We start from the raw sequence: 15,096 nt of genomic DNA on the forward strand, positions 1-15,096 counted from the left end.
CACAATGAGCCGGAGTATCGACAAGAAGGTGTGAAAACTTTGTGAGTTGCCAGAGCTGGCAGGCTTGCAGCGAGTCGGAAACAGCGGCGGCTGCTTCCGAGTCAAACGAGGGGGTCAGGCGTGGGGAGCACGTTGGGTGACAGGCCAGGGCTGAACCTCATTGCCTTGGGTCAGCAGCCGCAATTGCGCGATTTCCCGCTTCAACTGGTCATGCTCGTCTTTCAACTGGCGCAGTTCATCGCGACGGATCGTGACGTAAAGGGTTTGTGCTGGCAGTGCTGTGTGTACGGTGCCCATTGCTCACCTCGCAAATGGCTGTCTCAACTGTAAGTCCGCTCCCGAAATCGGGTGCTCACTTACTATCGGCGCCAATTTTGATTTCTTTTACCCCTGAAGGGAACTTTTTTATTTTTCATGGTCGTTGTGTCTTCGGCACGATTCGCGACGTTATCCATCTGGATCGGGCACAATGCCCGGAAACTTCATCCCCATACGCTGGACTAACTCGAATGAGTCGCGTTGGGCTATAACCTTTGACACACTTTATTTGTAGTAGGGAGCATCAGTACATGCAACTCGGGATTATTGGACTGGGCCGCATGGGCGGCAATATTGCGCGGCGCCTGATGCTCAACGGACACACCACCGTTGTTTACGACCGCAATAGCGCCTTTGTCGACACCCTGGCTGAGGAAGGCGCCACCGGTGTTGCCGACTTGCCAGCTCTGGTCGCTGGCCTGGCCAAACCACGCGCGGTATGGGTCATGCTGCCCGCCGGCGCACCGACCGAAGACACCATCGACACCCTGAGCACCTTGCTTGAAGCTGGCGATACCATCATCGACGGCGGCAACACCTTCTATAAGGATGACATCCGCCGGGCCAAAACCTTGTCGGAAAAAGGCCTGCACTACATTGACGTCGGCACCTCCGGTGGCGTCTGGGGCCTGGAACGTGGCTACTGCATGATGATCGGCGGCGATGCCGAGACCGTTAAGCGCCTCGACCCGCTGTTCGAATCCCTCGCCCCGGGCATGGGCGACATCCCGCGCACCAAGGATCGCCAGTCCGATGACGATCGCGCCGAGCGCGGTTACATCCACGCAGGCCCGGCCGGTTCTGGCCACTTCGTGAAAATGATCCACAACGGCATCGAATACGGAATGATGCAGGCCTTCGCTGAAGGCTTCGACATCCTCAAAACCAAGGCCAGCACCAATCTGCCGGAAGATCAGCGCTTTGACCTGAACGTCGCCGACATCGCCGAAGTCTGGCGTCGTGGCAGCGTAGTGTCGTCCTGGCTGCTCGACCTGACCGCCGACGCCCTGGCCAGCGACCCGAAACTCGACGGTTATTCTGGTTCGGTGGCTGACAGTGGTGAAGGTCGCTGGACCATCGAAGCGGCCATGGAGCAATCGGTGCCGGTACCGGTGCTGTCGAACTCGCTGTTCTCGCGCTACCGTTCGCGCGGGCAAGGCACCTTTGGCGACAAGATTCTCTCTGCCCAGCGCTTCGGCTTCGGCGGCCACGTGGAGACCCCGAAAAAATGACCCATGTGATCCGCAGGAAATCCAAGGCAGAACCCGCACCGCCCACTACGCTGTTTCTGTTCGGTGCCCATGGTGATCTGGTCAAGCGCCTGCTGATGCCGGCGCTGTACAACCTGAGTCGCGACGGTTTGCTGGGGAATGGACTGCGGATCATCGGCGTTGATCACAACGCCATCAGCGACGAAGCCTTTGCCAAAAAACTCGAAGATTTCATTCGGGCGGAAGTGGCGGCCAAGGTCGGCAAGGGCGATCACGCCCTTGATCCGGCGTTGTGGGCCAAACTGGCCAAGCACATCAGCTACGTCCAGGGCGACTTCCTTGACGAACGCACCTATGAAACACTGGCGGCGAAAATCGCCGCCAGTGGCACGGGCAATGCGATTTTCTACCTGGCCACCGCGCCGCGCTTTTTCAGCGAAGTGGTGCGGCGTCTCGGTGCTGCCGGATTGCTGCAAGAAACCCCTGAAGCGTTCAGAAGGGTGGTGATCGAAAAACCTTTCGGCTCCGACTTGCACACCGCCGAAGCTTTGAACGCGTGCTTGCTCAAAGTGATGACGGAAAAGCAGATCTACCGGATCGATCACTATCTGGGCAAGGAAACCGTGCAGAACATTCTGGTCAGCCGGTTTTCCAACAGCCTGTTCGAAGCCTTCTGGAACAACCATTACATCGACCACGTGCAAATCACCGCCGCCGAAACCGTCGGCGTGGAAACCCGTGGCAGTTTTTATGAAGTCACCGGCGCCCTGCGGGACATGGTGCCCAATCACCTGTTCCAATTATTGGCGATGGTGGCCATGGAACCACCGGCCGCTTTCGGCGCCGATGCGGTACGCGGCGAAAAAGCCAAAGTAGTCGGCGCGATCCGCCCCTGGACGACCGAGGAAGCGCGAGCCAACTCGGTGCGCGGCCAATACACCGCCGGCGAGATGGGTGGCGAGCCGCTGCCCGGTTATCGCCAGGAAGCCAACGTGGCGCCCGACAGCACGACCGAAACCTATGTCGCGCTCAAAGTCATGATCGACAACTGGCGCTGGGTCGGCGTGCCGTTCTACCTGCGCACCGGCAAGCGCATGAGCGCGCGCGACACCGAGATCGTCATTTGCTTCAAACCGGCGCCGTACGCGCAGTTCCGCGACACCGAAGTCGATGAGTTACAGCCGACCTATCTGAGGATCCAGATTCAGCCCAACGAAGGCATGTGGTTCGACCTGCTGGCCAAGCGGCCGGGGCCGGCGTTGAACATGGCCAATATCGAGCTGGGTTTTGCCTACAAGGATTTCTTTGAAATGCAGCCGTCCACTGGCTATGAAACCTTGATCTACGACTGCCTGACCGGCGATCAGACGCTGTTCCAGCGTGCCGACAATATCGAGAACGGCTGGCGCGCCGTGCAGCCATTCCTCGACGCCTGGGAGCAGGACGCAACCCTGCAGAGCTATGCGGCTGGCGAAGACGGACCCCAGACTGCTGACGAGCTGCTGACCCGCGATGGTCGCGTTTGGCACAGCGTCGGTGAGTGACGTAACGCAACAACCCATCCGTTTTCTGCTCAGTGACATGGACGGCACGTTACTGCTCCCTGATCACAGCCTCAGTCAGTGCACGATCGAGGCTGTCCGCGCCTTGCGCGAGGCCGGCGTACTGTTCAGCCTGGCCACCGGGCGTCCGCCCAAAGCCATGTTGCAGCAGATCGAAGCCCTGGGTGTCGATCTGCCGACGGCGGCCTTTAATGGCGGCACCATCGTCAACCCGGATGGCAGTTTGCTGGTTGCGCATTATTTGCCGGCCACGGCAGCGCTGACGGCGCTGACGCTGTTTGCCGATCAGCCGGACATTGAGGTTTGGGTATTCAGTGGCGGCGATTGGCTGTTGAAGGATCCGTACGGCCCGATGGTTCCGCGAGAGCAGCACGGCCTGGGTTATCCGCCGGTGGTGGTCGAAAGTTTTGAGCCTTACCTGGCACGTATCGACAAAATCGTCGCCGCCAGCAACAACGCCGAACTGTTGATCGAACTGGAAGCGCAGTTGCTGCCCAAGGTCGAAGGGCAGGCGCAGGTTTCGCGTTCACAACCGATCTATCTGGACGTGACGGCGATGCTGGCCAACAAGGGCGAGGCATTGGCGACACTGGCCGAGTTTCTCGGGGTGCCGCTGGAACAGACCGCTGCCATGGGTGATGGCGGCAACGACCCTGCGATGTTTCACCGGGCCGGGTTGTCGATCGCCATGGGGCAGGCGGAAGAGGCGGTGAAGCGTCAGGCCGACGTCGTGACCGGGGCCAATACCGAAGACGGCGCGGCCCAGGCGATTGAGCGATACATCCTCAAACACTGAATACATAATCGACTGTAGGAGCTGTCGAGTGAAACGAGGCTGCGATCTTTTGATTTTGATTTTGATTTTTTAAGATCAAAAGATCGCAGCCTCGTTTCACTCGACAGCTCCTACAGTGAGTATTGCGCTGTTACAGCCAGTAGCTCACGGCGTACCAGCCAAGAACCCCCATCACCACGGTGTAAGGCAGCGCCATCCACACCATCCGCCCGTACGACAGGCGAATCAGCGGTGCAATCGCCGAGGTCAGCAGGAACAGGAACGCCGCCTGACCATTGGGCGTTGCCACGCTCGGCAGGTTAGTGCCGGTATTGATCGCAATCGCCAGGGTTTCAAACTGTTCGCGGCTCATTTGGCCGGAGAGGAACGCCTGCTTCACTTCGGTGATGTAAATGGTCGCCACGAACACATTGTCGCTAATGGCCGACAGCAAGCCATTGGCAATAAACAACATGCCCGGCTGTTGATCTGCCGGCAGCGCCAGCACCCACTGGATCAGCGGCGCGAACAGTTGCTGATCCTGAATCACCGCCACCACTGCGAAAAACACTACAAGCAATGACGTGAAGGGCATGGCGTCCTTGAAGGCATTGCCGAGACGGTGTTCGTCGGTAATGCCCGTGAACGCGGTGATCAGCACGATTACCATCAAACCGATCAGGCCGACTTCGGCGATGTGAAACCCCAGCGCGGCAATCAGAATCAGCGCCGCCGCCCCTTGCACCATCAATGCGGCGCGCTGACGTGCAGTGCGTGCGGCGTTGTCTTCGGCGGCGTAGTTGGCCAGCACCGTACGCACGTTGTCCGGCAGCAGCGTGCCATAGCCGAACCAGCGCAGCTTCTCCAGTAGAACGCAGGTCACCAAACCGGCAGCCAGTACCGGCAACGACACCGGGGCGACTTTCAGAAAGAATTCGGCGAAGTGCCAACCCATTTCATGGCCGATCAGCAGGTTTTGCGGCTCGCCAACCAGTGTGCACACACCGCCCAACGCCGTGCCCACAGCGCCGTGCATCAGCAGGCTGCGCAGGAAAGCGCGGAACTGTTCCAGGTCGGCATGGTGGAGTGTAGGCAAGTGCCGGTCATCGCTGATTTCGCTGTCCTGGCGCGGATCGGTGCCCGAGGCGACTCGGTGGTACACCGAATAGAACCCCACGGATGCACTGATAATCACTGCCGTCACGGTCAGCGCATCGAGAAAGGCCGACAGAAACGCTGACAGAAAACAGAACATCAACGCCAGCAGGGCCTTGGAGCGAACCCCCAACAGCAAACGCGAGAACAGAAACAGCAACAGGTCTTTCATGAAATAGATGCCCGCCACCATAAACATCAGCAGCAGGATCACCGGGAAGTTATGCACCAACTCGTCGTAGAGCGCCTGGGGCGTGGTCATTTTCAGCAGCAGCGCTTCGACCAGTAGCAAGCCGCCGGGCATCAGCGGATAACACTTGAGCGCCATGGCCAAGGTGAAGATGAACTCCAGCACCAACAGCCAGCCGGCCGCCACCGGACCGACCGTCCATAACACCAGAGCGTTGAGAATCAGAAAGCCGACAATGCTCGCCTTATACCAACGAGGTGAGTGCCCGAGAAAGTTGTGCGCGAACGCCTGGGCCATTGAACCGGACATCGGCTACTCCTTGTATTAAGAAGCGCGCAACTTGCCGTAAGAACAACAGAAGATCAAGTGCAGGAAATGACGTTGGCCTAACACTGATAACGCGCGACGATTGCGCGGCAGTTTCCGTCCAGTGAATAGCCACCTATGACAATGCAGCCGTCGGCCTGAATGGCCAATGAAGTAGCGGTATGCGAACCGCGACCCAGGCGTGTGCGACACCAGCCGATGCCCTTGGCAAAACTGCGATCCAGCTGCCCACTGGGTAAATATCGGGCAAAAATGAAATCGGCTTCGATCCCGCCGACCATCGATCCAACTGTTAGCACACGTCCGTCCGGTTGAGTCTTGGCGGCGGTCCAGCAGCAACTGCTGCGGCCGACGCCTAATAGCTTTGGCTGACCACCGTTGCAATGAGTATCGGGTCGGCCATTACTGTGAACTTTCAGGGACAGGCAGAGCATCGGGTCGCGACTGCTGCCAAAACAATGCAAGTCACCATTTTCATGCTGGACGATCTGGTTGATCTGAGCGCTGTGCTCCCGTGCCTTGAAGGACATGAAACCATCCACGGCGAAGCTGTCATCCAGTCGGCCGTCCGGGTGGTAGCGCGCCAGCAGACCTTCCTCGGGAAAATTGATTGATCCACTCACCAGGATCCGGCCATCGCGTTGCACCATCAGGCTGCTGAGCCAGGTGTTCATCAACAAGTGTCGGACCATGACGAAACCGCGACCGTTGAAGCTGTCGTCCAGCGAGCCGTCGGCGTTGAGTCGTATCAGCATGCCGACGTGATCGGTCTGTTCGAAGTAATGATTGGCCAGCAGCAGGATTCGACCGTCGTCCTGCACACAGACATCACAGGCTTCGGTGCTCGGCACGCCGGGCGGTAACCAGGCGTCGCGAGCGCCCCGGGAAAGATTTCCCGGCAGGTGCACCACGCAACGTCCATTGTCGCCGAAACCCTGGACCGGGCAGCCTTGCTGATCAAACATCGCCAGGGCGGGCAGCGTACGGTGAGCATTCTCGTAGTGCAGTCCGGCCACCAGAATGTGCCCGTTGGGCAATGCCCGTACCTTGCCAGCCATGGCCTCGAAGCCGAGTGCGAACTGCCCGCTGATGCTGCCTTGTTTGCCGAATGCCAGATCCGCCGAACCATCTGCAAGCAGGCGGGCCAGGCCAAAGCGCTGGCCGCCCGGCGTACCGACCTTTGCCGCCACCAACAACCGGCCGACGTGGTCAATCGCAACGTCATTGGCCATGCTGGAGAGACTGCCGGCGAAATACACTTGAGTCTTGCCGGTGCCAGCGAAATTCGTATCGAGCCGTTCGGCGCCATTCACGGTTGCAGGTAAGGCAAAAGCAGTCTGGGGTGACATGCATGCATCTCCTTGCCAGTCGTCCTTGTCTGGTTACCCGAGTAGTGACTGAATGAGCAGATCATTCAATCCCTGAATGACTCGGCGCACAACTGTTTTCATGACCCGGGTGAGGGGCGTTTTGTGCCAGAACAATGTCTTTTCGAACCACTGAAAAGCCTGCCAAGTAATCTGGCGGATTAGAAGTTGAAACAGGCGAGTGGTATTGCGCGGATGACTGTAGAAAATCGTCTACTAAGAGGAAGAGGGGGGCGGATTGCCGGGAGGCAATCCGCGAAAATACTTAGTGCGGCATGGACCACGATTGCAGCTTATAACCTTCCTGGCTCAACTCGGCACGGGCTTCTTCCAGCACATGTTCGAATTGCTCTGGATCGGAATAGGCGCTGCTGGGGATTTGTTTGCAGCTGATGCGAGTATTGGTGCGATCAATGATGGCCAGGCTTAGTTCACCACCGTCTTGTAGAGCCCAGGCCACGCATTGAAAGGGTTGGAATGCGCGGTCGGCAATCAAAAGTGCTTCGTTGATACGGAGCGGGGCGTTCATGGGATCTTCTCTCTGTATGCCCAATCAAGTGATGTGCCGTCGGTTGGGCTTACCGTTCGGCTGGTTACTTGTACTGATGCCCGCAACCGGGGGTTGGGTCACACACAATCAAAAGAAATTTCAACTTTCTTTGATTGATTCGATATTTAGGTCGTTTCTGAAAGCGGAATGAAAGGTTCAACTCGTTAGGCAACTAACCAAGTGACTTCTTATAACTAATAAGCAAACAGCCCTATAAGCAATCGATACAAGCCAGCGTCAAAATCTTGCTAGTGTTACAACGAAGCCCGCCAAATGACTGTTTTTAATAATATTTCCTACTATTTGGCGTCAAGGAACAGTCATGATCGAAGCGCCTGCCTTACGACGTCTTTTAGTAGTGGATCCTTGCGACGACTGTCACCGTTTGTTGCCGGGTTTACGCGCCGTGGGTTGGGATGTTGACAGCTGTACCCTGGAAAACGCCACCGAACGAACCTGCGATGTCGGCTTGTTGCGTTTGCAGCCCTTTCATCTGGAGCGCCCGGAAGCCGTCAAGGAATTGATCTCCCATAGCGGTACCGAGTGGATTGCGGTGCTGAATCAAGAAGTCCTGCGATTGCAAAATGTCGGGGACTTCGTCTGCGAATGGTTTTTTGACTTCCATACCCTGCCGTTCGATGTCTCACGGGTTCAAGTCACCCTGGGCCGCGCGTTCGGCATGGCGCGCCTGCGCGGCCAGGGCACGGTTCATATCGATCAGCCTGAACACGAACTGCTTGGCGACAGCAAACCGATTCGCGAACTGCGCAAACTGCTGAGCAAACTGGCGCCCACCGAATCTCCGGTGCTGATCCGCGGCGAAAGCGGGACTGGCAAGGAATTGGTCGCCCGCACCCTGCATCGACAATCCCAGCGTCACAGCAAACCGTTCGTGGCGATCAACTGCGGCGCGATTCCCGAACACCTGATCCAGTCCGAGCTGTTCGGCCACGAGAAGGGGGCCTTTACCGGCGCTCATCAGCGCAAGGTCGGGCGGATCGAGGCGGCCAACGGCGGAACGCTGTTTCTCGATGAAATCGGTGATCTCCCCCTGGAGCTGCAAGCCAATCTGCTGCGCTTCCTGCAGGAAAAACACATTGAGCGCGTAGGCGGCCATCAGCCTATTCCCGTGGATGTGCGGGTATTGGCGGCGACGCACGTCGACCTTGAAGCGGCCATCGAGAAAAAAAGCTTTCGCGAAGATCTGTATTACCGCTTGAACGTCTTGCAAGTGATCACCGTGCCGCTGCGTGAACGCCATGGTGATCTCTCGATGCTGGCCAACCACTTTTCCCATTTCTACAGCCAGGAAACCGGCCGTCGTCCGCGCAGCTTCAGTGAGGACGCGCTGATCGCCATGGGCAAGCACGATTGGCCGGGCAATGTCCGTGAGTTAGCCAACCGGGTACGGCGCGGGCTGGTTCTGGCCGAAGGACGGCAGATCGAGGCGCGAGACCTGGGGTTGATCAGTCAACACATCTCCGCTACGCCGATGGGCACCCTTGAAGATTACAAGACCCGCGCCGAGCGTCAGGCGCTGTGCGATGTGTTGAACCGGCACAGCGACAACCTGAGCGTCGCCGCCCGAGTCTTGGGCGTGTCGCGGCCGACTTTTTACCGATTGCTGCACAAGCACCAGATCCGCTAGGGCGGGTGAAACGAAGAGGCCCGCTGCGACATTCATCGCAGCGGGCCTTTTCCATGAGACTCCTTGTGGGAGCGGGCTTGCCCGCGATAGCGATATGTCTGTTACATCATTGTCGAATCTGCCGACGTCATCGCGGGCAAGCCCGCTCCCACAGGTATTTGCGCTGAACTCTTAGAAGTAGTAAGGGAATTTCAGGCTGAAGGAAAAATCTGGCGAGTCGTCGGTCAGGCCGATGGCCAGGTTGGGAACGATCGTCAGGTTCTCGGTTGCTGCCAGAGTCATGCCGATGTTGAAGTTGGCCGAGTTGTAGTCGCTGTTGGAAATCGATTGCCAATCGCCACCGTCCGGCTTGATCTTGCTCTTGCTGGCGAACTGATCGGTGAACGAGAACGACATACTCATCTTCTCGTTCAAGGCGAATGCAATGCCGGCGCCGACCTGCCAGGAATCACCCAGTTTCACGTCCCCGGGCACCTTGGAGTTGACCTGAGGGCTGATGTCGCTGAAAGAGTCTTCCATGTTGTAGGTGTAGGACAGGCTGCCGAACAGCACGGCCGGGTCGAAGCTCTTGACCAGCGAGAGACCCGGGGTGATCGCCCAGACACCATTGCCGGTAGGCAAGTCCTCGGGTACCGAGAGGTTATCGTTGTTCGGGTCATTGACCAGCTTGATGCCGTAAGGGTCCTTACCGGTCGGCGCCTTGACGCGCAGTGTAAAGACCGCGTCGGGTAGATTGGCCGACTCATCCAGAAATTTGTAAGCAACGCCAACGTTCACATCGCCGATGGTCGGGTCGCGGGTAACGGTTGCGTCCGACGTCACCGGGCCTGCGCCGCCGGCGCCACCGGAGGAATACGTTGACTCGCGATAAACCACGGGGACGTTAATGTCGAACTGCCAACGTTGTGCCACGTTGTAGCGGGCGGTCAGGTCCAGGGTCCAGTTATCCGCCTTGATACGGTCGAGGTTGATGTTGCCGAGGAAAATCGCGTCCAGTGCCAGGAAGCCATTGAGTACCAATGCACGGGTATCGTAGTGCGTATAGGTCAGGCCGGTTTCGACGCTGAACTTGCCGCCACCGAAGAAGCCGCTGGCTTCGTCATACAGGTTGGAAACGCTTTGCGCAGGCTCCGAATCCTCTTGGAGCGATTGGCCGTATGAACTGCCCGTGGTTCCCGGCGCACCGGCGGCCACCGTCTGGCCACTCCTGGGCGTTTCCGCGGGGGATTTGGTCAGGCGTTTGGGAGCAGGTGTCGCAGGTGCTTCTTCGACTTGGCGAACGCGTTGCTCGAGTACCATCAGCGCGTTCTGTTGTACTTCGTAACGCTGTTTCAACTCCATGAGTTCTTGTTTTAGTGCTTCGACCTGGGGGTCCGTTGCTGCGTGCAGCAGTGTTGTCGGGGCCAGGCTAGTCAAACAAACGATAGCTCTGAACGTCAACGATCGGTGCATGGGTTAGCCGTCCATTTCTGACTACATCGGATGAGACTGAGCGTAGATCAGAATCCTTGGGTGCGAAGACCTTTGAGCTGGTCCAGGTTGCCGTTCAGCGACCCGGTTGTCGCGTTGTCACGCAGCACGACATTGAAGGATGTGAGGTTGTTGACCTGGTTACCACCGCCGAGCAAAGTCGTGTTCTGCATCAGCCCACCCTGGGCCAGGCGTTGTACGGTACTGCCTTGGTTGTTGTTGGCCACGATATTGAGTTGCACACCCGTACCGGTCGAGGCAACGCTCAACGAGCCTGCGCCATTGGCGCCGACCAACGTCGAGCCTGCGGCCAACGCTTGGCCCTGCTGTTGCGTTGCTGGCGCTTGGCTAGCCTTTGTGACGTTGATGTAAACGTTGTTGTAGGCAGAGTTATGGTCCCCGGCAGCACGCACGACTTGAGTGACGCCTTCGGTGCTGTTGAGGCCGCTGCCGCCAGTGACGGTACCGGTGCCTTGCGAACGCGCTGAGCCATTACCTTTTTCGTCGATCATCGACACATAGAACTGAGGCTTGATGGTCGATTGTTGAATTTGCATCGAGGAAGTTGCCCCGATCACTTCACCGTTGGCATTTTGCCAAGTGCTGGTCATGACAATGCCGAAACTGATGATCCGCCCCGGCATGACATAGCGGCCGCGCAGGGTCGCCAACTCCTGATCCTTCAGTTCAATGGGTTTGAACGTCTGTGCCTGGGTCGGCAGGCTGGCGGCCAGGCAAACCACGACCAGCCAGATTGGAGTCTTCATTGGATGCTCCCGGAGCGTCGTGCTCCTTGTTATTAGAAGAAGTCGCTTTGGATGAATCCGAAATCCATCAACTCTGCGTCTCGCACCGGAGTGAAGGTATTGATGCGGTTCTTGGCGGTCAGTGGCAGGGGTGGGTCGAGCAACGCATTGGTTTTGTCGTAGCCCTGGCCGATGACGGCAAAGATGATGCCGTTCCAGCCTTCTACAAAGTCGTCGACTTTGTAGCGTTTATGACCGAGTACCGGATCTCCGATATAGACCCAGCCCTTATGGACTTTTTGCATGACCACAAAATGTTTGTAGCCGCGGATATCAAGGAGTACCACAACCGGAATTCTGATTTCGCTCAACGTTTCCGGGGCTACCCGATAGCCACGGGCCCGCATGCCGATACTTTCCACGTAACGCTTCATGTCGAGCATTGAGAAGCCTTGGACGCGGACAAGATCTTGATCAGAGTGCGCCAGCATGCCTTCGATGATCTGTTCTTCATTCACGTCCAGCCAATAGGCTTGGCGCAAGATGGTCGCCAGAGCAGCTGCGCCGCAACTGAAGTCGGTTTTCTGTTGCACCAGGTCGGCAAATTTACGCTCGCGTACGCTCTGGATCGGCTTGTACACCACCGCGCCACCGGGCAGGACGGAAAGCGGCATTTGCGCAGCCTCAATCACACTGGCCACGCAAAGCAAAAATGCCAAGACGATAATGCGCATGAAAAGACGCCTTCTGGTGGTGTTGAAACAGGCCCCCGTCAGGGGGCCTCCAGAGACAGCAATTAGAACGAGTTGTTGGAAATGGCCAGCGAGTTACTTTGTTGGTTACCCACGCCAGCAGCCACGTTGACGCCCAGGTTGCCACTGCCACCATTCACCGAACCGTTCAGGGTTGCAGTGTTGGTCACAGGGTTGGCCCAGCCAGTTGGAGTCAGCACTTGATAGGAGTAGGTGTTGCTCAAATCATATGAGCTGCTTTCACTGTAGCTTTTCGCTTTGTCGTACGCAGACTCGGACGATTTACTGCCCGATTTTTCGTACGAGGATGCGGACGATTTCTCATATGATTTATCGTACGAGGAATCGTACGAGGAATCGCGCGATCTGTCGTACGAGGAGTCGCGTGATCTGTCGTACGAAGAGTCGCGCGATCTGTCGTACGATCTGTCTCTCGATGCGTCAAGCGTTGCGTCAATCGATGCGTTAAGCGATGCGTCGGCAGTCCTGCTGCGGGTGCGATCGCCATTGCCATTATTGAAGGTACGGGAACTGGAAGCCGCCGCAGTAGCGTCTAAAGTAGCGCTCAAGGAAGCACTCAAAGAAGCACTCGAAGAACCGCTCGCATTACTGCTGCTTGAACCGCTCGCATCACTGCTGTTAGAGCCGCTCGCATTACTACTGCGAGAACCACTTATATCAACGCTTTTGGAACCGCTGGCATCAAAGCTCCTGGAACCGCTCGCGTCCCAGCTTGAAGAAGCGCTTTTACTGCCGCTAGCCTCGGATGACTTATCGCGAGAGAAACTACCGCTGGCCGAGTTGGTAACTGTCATTGTATCCAGGCGGTACGTCCGATCGGCGTTGTTATTCACTACCAGGCCAGGACCTTGTTGATCGGCAGAGGCGGTGGCTGTTGCGTTGCCGAGCGGGGCATTGGTGTTGGCAATTGCCATGGTGTTTTTCTGCTGGTTAAGGTCGCCGCCAGCAATGTTGATACCCATGTTACCGCTGCCGCCATTACCCGATCCGTTCATCACGGCAGAGGCTGTGCTGCCGAAGTTGTTGACCCTGTTATTGTCGCTGTATTGCGTGACGTCGGCGGTGGCTGTGGCAGTGCCGAACACGAAGCTGTTGTCCTGACTGGAGTTTGAGGCAGCATTGGCGATGGCGGACGCGTTGTCTTGTTGGTTGCCGCTACCTGCTGCCACGTTGACGCCGACGTTGCCGCTGGCACCTGTGGCAGAGCTGTTCATTTCAGCTTCGTTAATCGTCCCTTCGTTACGGATGCGGTTGTCGGTACTGCTCTGGTTATCCCACGCATTGGCCGTCGCATAGACAGGGATCTTTGTTGGAGGAGGGGTGTGATGGCCATTGTGGTGGTTGTTACGCCAATCGTTCTGCCCAGCTTGTACAGCAACAGCCATGACCGCAGCAATTGCGAAAACCAGAGGCTGGAGTGCCATCGAAGGTTTCATGGTGATTCTCCGTACTTATTTTAGGTTAAGTGTTGTTTCTACCTTTTTGGATCAATCCATGACCCGTACGCTCAAGGTGTTGGCCGTTCGGTTTCCCACCCCGGCGCTCTGATTCAACTGGATCACCCCACGGCTACCGGTGAAGGCCTGATCGCTGGTAGCGACCTGGCGATTGCCTGGTGCAGAGTCAGTTGGATCGGAGTTGTTGATCAGCGTCACGTTCTGCTGCATGAGGACGCTGTCGTCGATACTTTGCGGTTGTTGACTGATGCTTATCCGCAGGGCATTGGCTTGCTGGTTGCTGGCGCCCGCGCTCTGGTTGACGCCCAGAGCGCCACTGCCGTTGCTGAAGGAGTCGCCTTGAATGCTGGATCGAGCATCGATCCTGGGGTCGACCTCCGTCCGCAGACGTTGGCGAATCTGCGTGGTCGCGCTGGCTCCATGGCCAACGGCGATGGCTCGGGCGTTGGCCTGTTGCTGCAAATCGCCGGCAGCCTGGTTGACGGTGAGGTTGCCCTGGTACTGCATGCCCGAAGCGTCGATTTCGGCGTTATTGATGACGGGAGGTTGGGCAAAGGTCGATGCACTGCAAAACATGGCAATCATCAGCAGCGTACGATTCATCTTAACGGTCTCCCGTTACGACGTTCAGAGCACCCAGGCCTCGCTGGATGTTTGAATTGACCATGTTGGCAATACCGTTGCCCGAATTTCCCGAACGTCCAGCAGGGAGGTTGGAAAGCTGGGTCTGGTTGGTGAGATTGCCACCCAGGTTGTTGGTGTTTTGATTGACCAGGCGGGAGATGCCTGCGCCACTGGCGACGTTGGCAAAGTCACCGTCGCTCAACTCGTTCGTTTGCCTGAGGACTTGTTTGGACGGGTTGGCATTGGCGGTCGTGGGGCTAGGGTCGGGAATCACCGGCGCACGCGTTGCCATGCGCGGTTGGACATCACGTTTGATAATAATGATGCCGTTGTCAGCCTGTACGGGCAGGCTGACACTTGAGCCCAGTACGCATCCGATCAATAGGAGGCTATAGATGCTGTTATCAAATGTCCCCACGGCGGCAATTCCTTCTTTGTTGTGGGCTGGTCCTGAATCAGCGTTGTGAAGGAGTGAGCGAAAGCTGTGCCGGTTTTTGATTATTGTTTTGATTCAGAGGGTTATCGATCAAGGTTAGTGGATCGATGGAGGGTGCTGTTTCAGGCCTGAGACAACCGCCGGGTCGCAAAGTGATAAAGGGATCGCAAACACTCTGGATCCAAGCTTTGTGCGGGGATGTATCGACGCCTTAACACATCGCATGACAAGACGATGACCAGCGTTGAAACGGGCTGTTTGAGAGGGGATGCGTGTTTCAGAAACGGACGTATTTGCAAAAAATGCTGGAGTATTGGCCGGTGCCCGTCAGCTCAATGCAATCCCTGTGGGAGCGGGCTTGCCCTAATGCCAGTCAGTTAAGGTGCGAAACCTGTGGGAGCGGGCTTGCTCGCGAAAGCGGTGGGTCAGGCAACATCAATGTTTACTGTGCCGCCGTCTTCGCGAGCAAGCCCGCTCCCACATGGAT

Annotated in this window: 14 protein-coding genes; 4 read left to right on the forward strand and 10 right to left on the reverse strand. The window is 57.3% G+C overall.

Annotated elements, in window-relative coordinates; all coding sequences use genetic code 11:
* Positions 1-114: 114 nt before the first annotated feature.
* Positions 115-297, reverse strand: coding sequence for a DUF6026 family protein (locus TU81_RS27985; RefSeq protein ID WP_048397703.1), 183 nt, complete (start codon positions 295-297; stop codon positions 115-117).
* Positions 298-569: 272 nt separating this feature from the next.
* On the opposite strand from TU81_RS27985, the gene gnd reads away from it, so the two are divergent.
* The 3 genes from gnd to TU81_RS28000 are packed head-to-tail and all read left to right on the forward strand — an operon-like array spanning position 570 to position 3,887.
* Positions 570-1,550 (forward strand): phosphogluconate dehydrogenase (NAD(+)-dependent, decarboxylating), encoded by a 981-nt coding sequence (gene gnd / locus TU81_RS27990; RefSeq protein ID WP_038983452.1) that lies wholly within the window; start codon positions 570-572, stop codon positions 1,548-1,550.
* Entirely contained in the window at positions 1,547-3,073 is a 1,527-nt protein-coding gene (gene zwf, locus TU81_RS27995; protein ID WP_048397705.1) for a glucose-6-phosphate dehydrogenase, read from the forward strand. The genes gnd and zwf overlap by 4 nt, the downstream gene beginning before the upstream one ends.
* A complete protein-coding gene (locus tag TU81_RS28000) occupies positions 3,066-3,887 on the forward strand; it encodes a Cof-type HAD-IIB family hydrolase (RefSeq protein WP_048397724.1) in 822 nt (273 codons plus the stop codon). Before zwf ends, TU81_RS28000 begins: the two co-directional genes overlap by 8 nt.
* Before the next feature lie 130 nt (positions 3,888-4,017).
* Here TU81_RS28000 and nhaB read toward each other — a convergent pair whose 3' ends face one another.
* From nhaB to TU81_RS28015, 3 genes are all read right to left on the reverse strand, one after another.
* Positions 4,018-5,520 carry a sodium/proton antiporter NhaB gene (nhaB, locus tag TU81_RS28005; RefSeq protein ID WP_048397707.1) on the reverse strand — a complete coding sequence of 501 codons (1,503 nt, stop codon included), beginning with the start codon at positions 5,518-5,520 and terminating at the stop codon, positions 4,018-4,020.
* 77 nt (positions 5,521-5,597) lie between these two features.
* Positions 5,598-6,887, reverse strand: a complete 1,290-nt coding sequence (locus TU81_RS28010) for an NHL repeat-containing protein (protein ID WP_048397710.1) — start codon at positions 6,885-6,887, stop codon at positions 5,598-5,600.
* A 283-nt stretch (positions 6,888-7,170) separates the two neighbouring features.
* Positions 7,171-7,434: a hypothetical protein gene (locus TU81_RS28015; RefSeq protein WP_038983446.1), complete on the reverse strand. Its 264-nt coding sequence runs from the start codon at positions 7,432-7,434 to the stop codon at positions 7,171-7,173.
* Positions 7,435-7,777: 343 nt separating this feature from the next.
* Between TU81_RS28015 and TU81_RS28020 the strand changes: the two genes are divergently transcribed.
* Positions 7,778-9,103 carry a sigma-54 dependent transcriptional regulator gene (locus TU81_RS28020; protein WP_048397712.1) on the forward strand — a complete coding sequence of 442 codons (1,326 nt, stop codon included), beginning with the start codon at positions 7,778-7,780 and terminating at the stop codon, positions 9,101-9,103.
* A gap of 171 nt (positions 9,104-9,274) precedes the next feature.
* Here TU81_RS28020 and TU81_RS28025 read toward each other — a convergent pair whose 3' ends face one another.
* The 6 genes from TU81_RS28025 to TU81_RS28050 form a co-directional block, all read right to left on the reverse strand.
* The gene (locus TU81_RS28025; RefSeq protein WP_048397713.1) at positions 9,275-10,555 is read right to left on the reverse strand and encodes a hypothetical protein; all 1,281 of its coding nucleotides are present in this window, start codon (positions 10,553-10,555) and stop codon (positions 9,275-9,277) included.
* Positions 10,556-10,602: 47 nt separating this feature from the next.
* A complete protein-coding gene (locus tag TU81_RS28030; protein WP_048397715.1) occupies positions 10,603-11,340 on the reverse strand; it encodes a hypothetical protein in 738 nt (245 codons plus the stop codon).
* A gap of 32 nt (positions 11,341-11,372) precedes the next feature.
* Complete coding sequence (locus tag TU81_RS28035) at positions 11,373-12,053, reverse strand: C39 family peptidase (RefSeq protein ID WP_048397716.1); 681 nt, start codon at positions 12,051-12,053, stop codon at positions 11,373-11,375.
* Positions 12,054-12,115: 62 nt separating this feature from the next.
* Entirely contained in the window at positions 12,116-13,528 is a 1,413-nt protein-coding gene (locus tag TU81_RS28040) for a hypothetical protein (RefSeq protein WP_048397717.1), read from the reverse strand.
* Positions 13,529-13,579: 51 nt separating this feature from the next.
* The gene (locus TU81_RS28045; RefSeq protein WP_048397718.1) at positions 13,580-14,152 is read right to left on the reverse strand and encodes a hypothetical protein; all 573 of its coding nucleotides are present in this window, start codon (positions 14,150-14,152) and stop codon (positions 13,580-13,582) included.
* Between the two features lies 1 nt (position 14,153).
* On the reverse strand, positions 14,154-14,591 hold the full coding sequence (locus TU81_RS28050; protein ID WP_048397719.1) for a hypothetical protein: 438 nt from the start codon (positions 14,589-14,591) through the stop codon (positions 14,154-14,156).
* Positions 14,592-15,096: the final 505 nt, after the last annotated feature.

This window comes from Pseudomonas lini (assembly GCF_001042905.1).
Lineage (GTDB): Bacteria > Pseudomonadota > Gammaproteobacteria > Pseudomonadales > Pseudomonadaceae > Aquipseudomonas > Aquipseudomonas lini.

Bases quoted from the DNA above. Each gene is read 5' to 3' on its own strand.
- TU81_RS27985 (WP_048397703.1), bottom strand. From the start codon at position 297: ATGGGCACCGTACACACAGCACTGCCAGCACAAACCCTTTACGTCACG.
- gnd (WP_038983452.1), top strand. From the start codon at position 570: ATGCAACTCGGGATTATTGGACTGGGCCGCATGGGCGGCAATATTGCG.
- zwf (WP_048397705.1), top strand. From the start codon at position 1,547: ATGACCCATGTGATCCGCAGGAAATCCAAGGCAGAACCCGCACCGCCC.
- nhaB (WP_048397707.1), bottom strand. From the start codon at position 5,520: ATGTCCGGTTCAATGGCCCAGGCGTTCGCGCACAACTTTCTCGGGCAC.
- TU81_RS28010 (WP_048397710.1), bottom strand. From the start codon at position 6,887: ATGTCACCCCAGACTGCTTTTGCCTTACCTGCAACCGTGAATGGCGCC.
- TU81_RS28015 (WP_038983446.1), bottom strand. From the start codon at position 7,434: ATGAACGCCCCGCTCCGTATCAACGAAGCACTTTTGATTGCCGACCGC.
- TU81_RS28020 (WP_048397712.1), top strand. From the start codon at position 7,778: ATGATCGAAGCGCCTGCCTTACGACGTCTTTTAGTAGTGGATCCTTGC.
- TU81_RS28025 (WP_048397713.1), bottom strand. From the start codon at position 10,555: ATGCACCGATCGTTGACGTTCAGAGCTATCGTTTGTTTGACTAGCCTG.
- TU81_RS28030 (WP_048397715.1), bottom strand. From the start codon at position 11,340: ATGAAGACTCCAATCTGGCTGGTCGTGGTTTGCCTGGCCGCCAGCCTG.
- TU81_RS28035 (WP_048397716.1), bottom strand. From the start codon at position 12,053: ATGCGCATTATCGTCTTGGCATTTTTGCTTTGCGTGGCCAGTGTGATT.
- TU81_RS28040 (WP_048397717.1), bottom strand. From the start codon at position 13,528: ATGAAACCTTCGATGGCACTCCAGCCTCTGGTTTTCGCAATTGCTGCG.
- TU81_RS28045 (WP_048397718.1), bottom strand. From the start codon at position 14,152: ATGAATCGTACGCTGCTGATGATTGCCATGTTTTGCAGTGCATCGACC.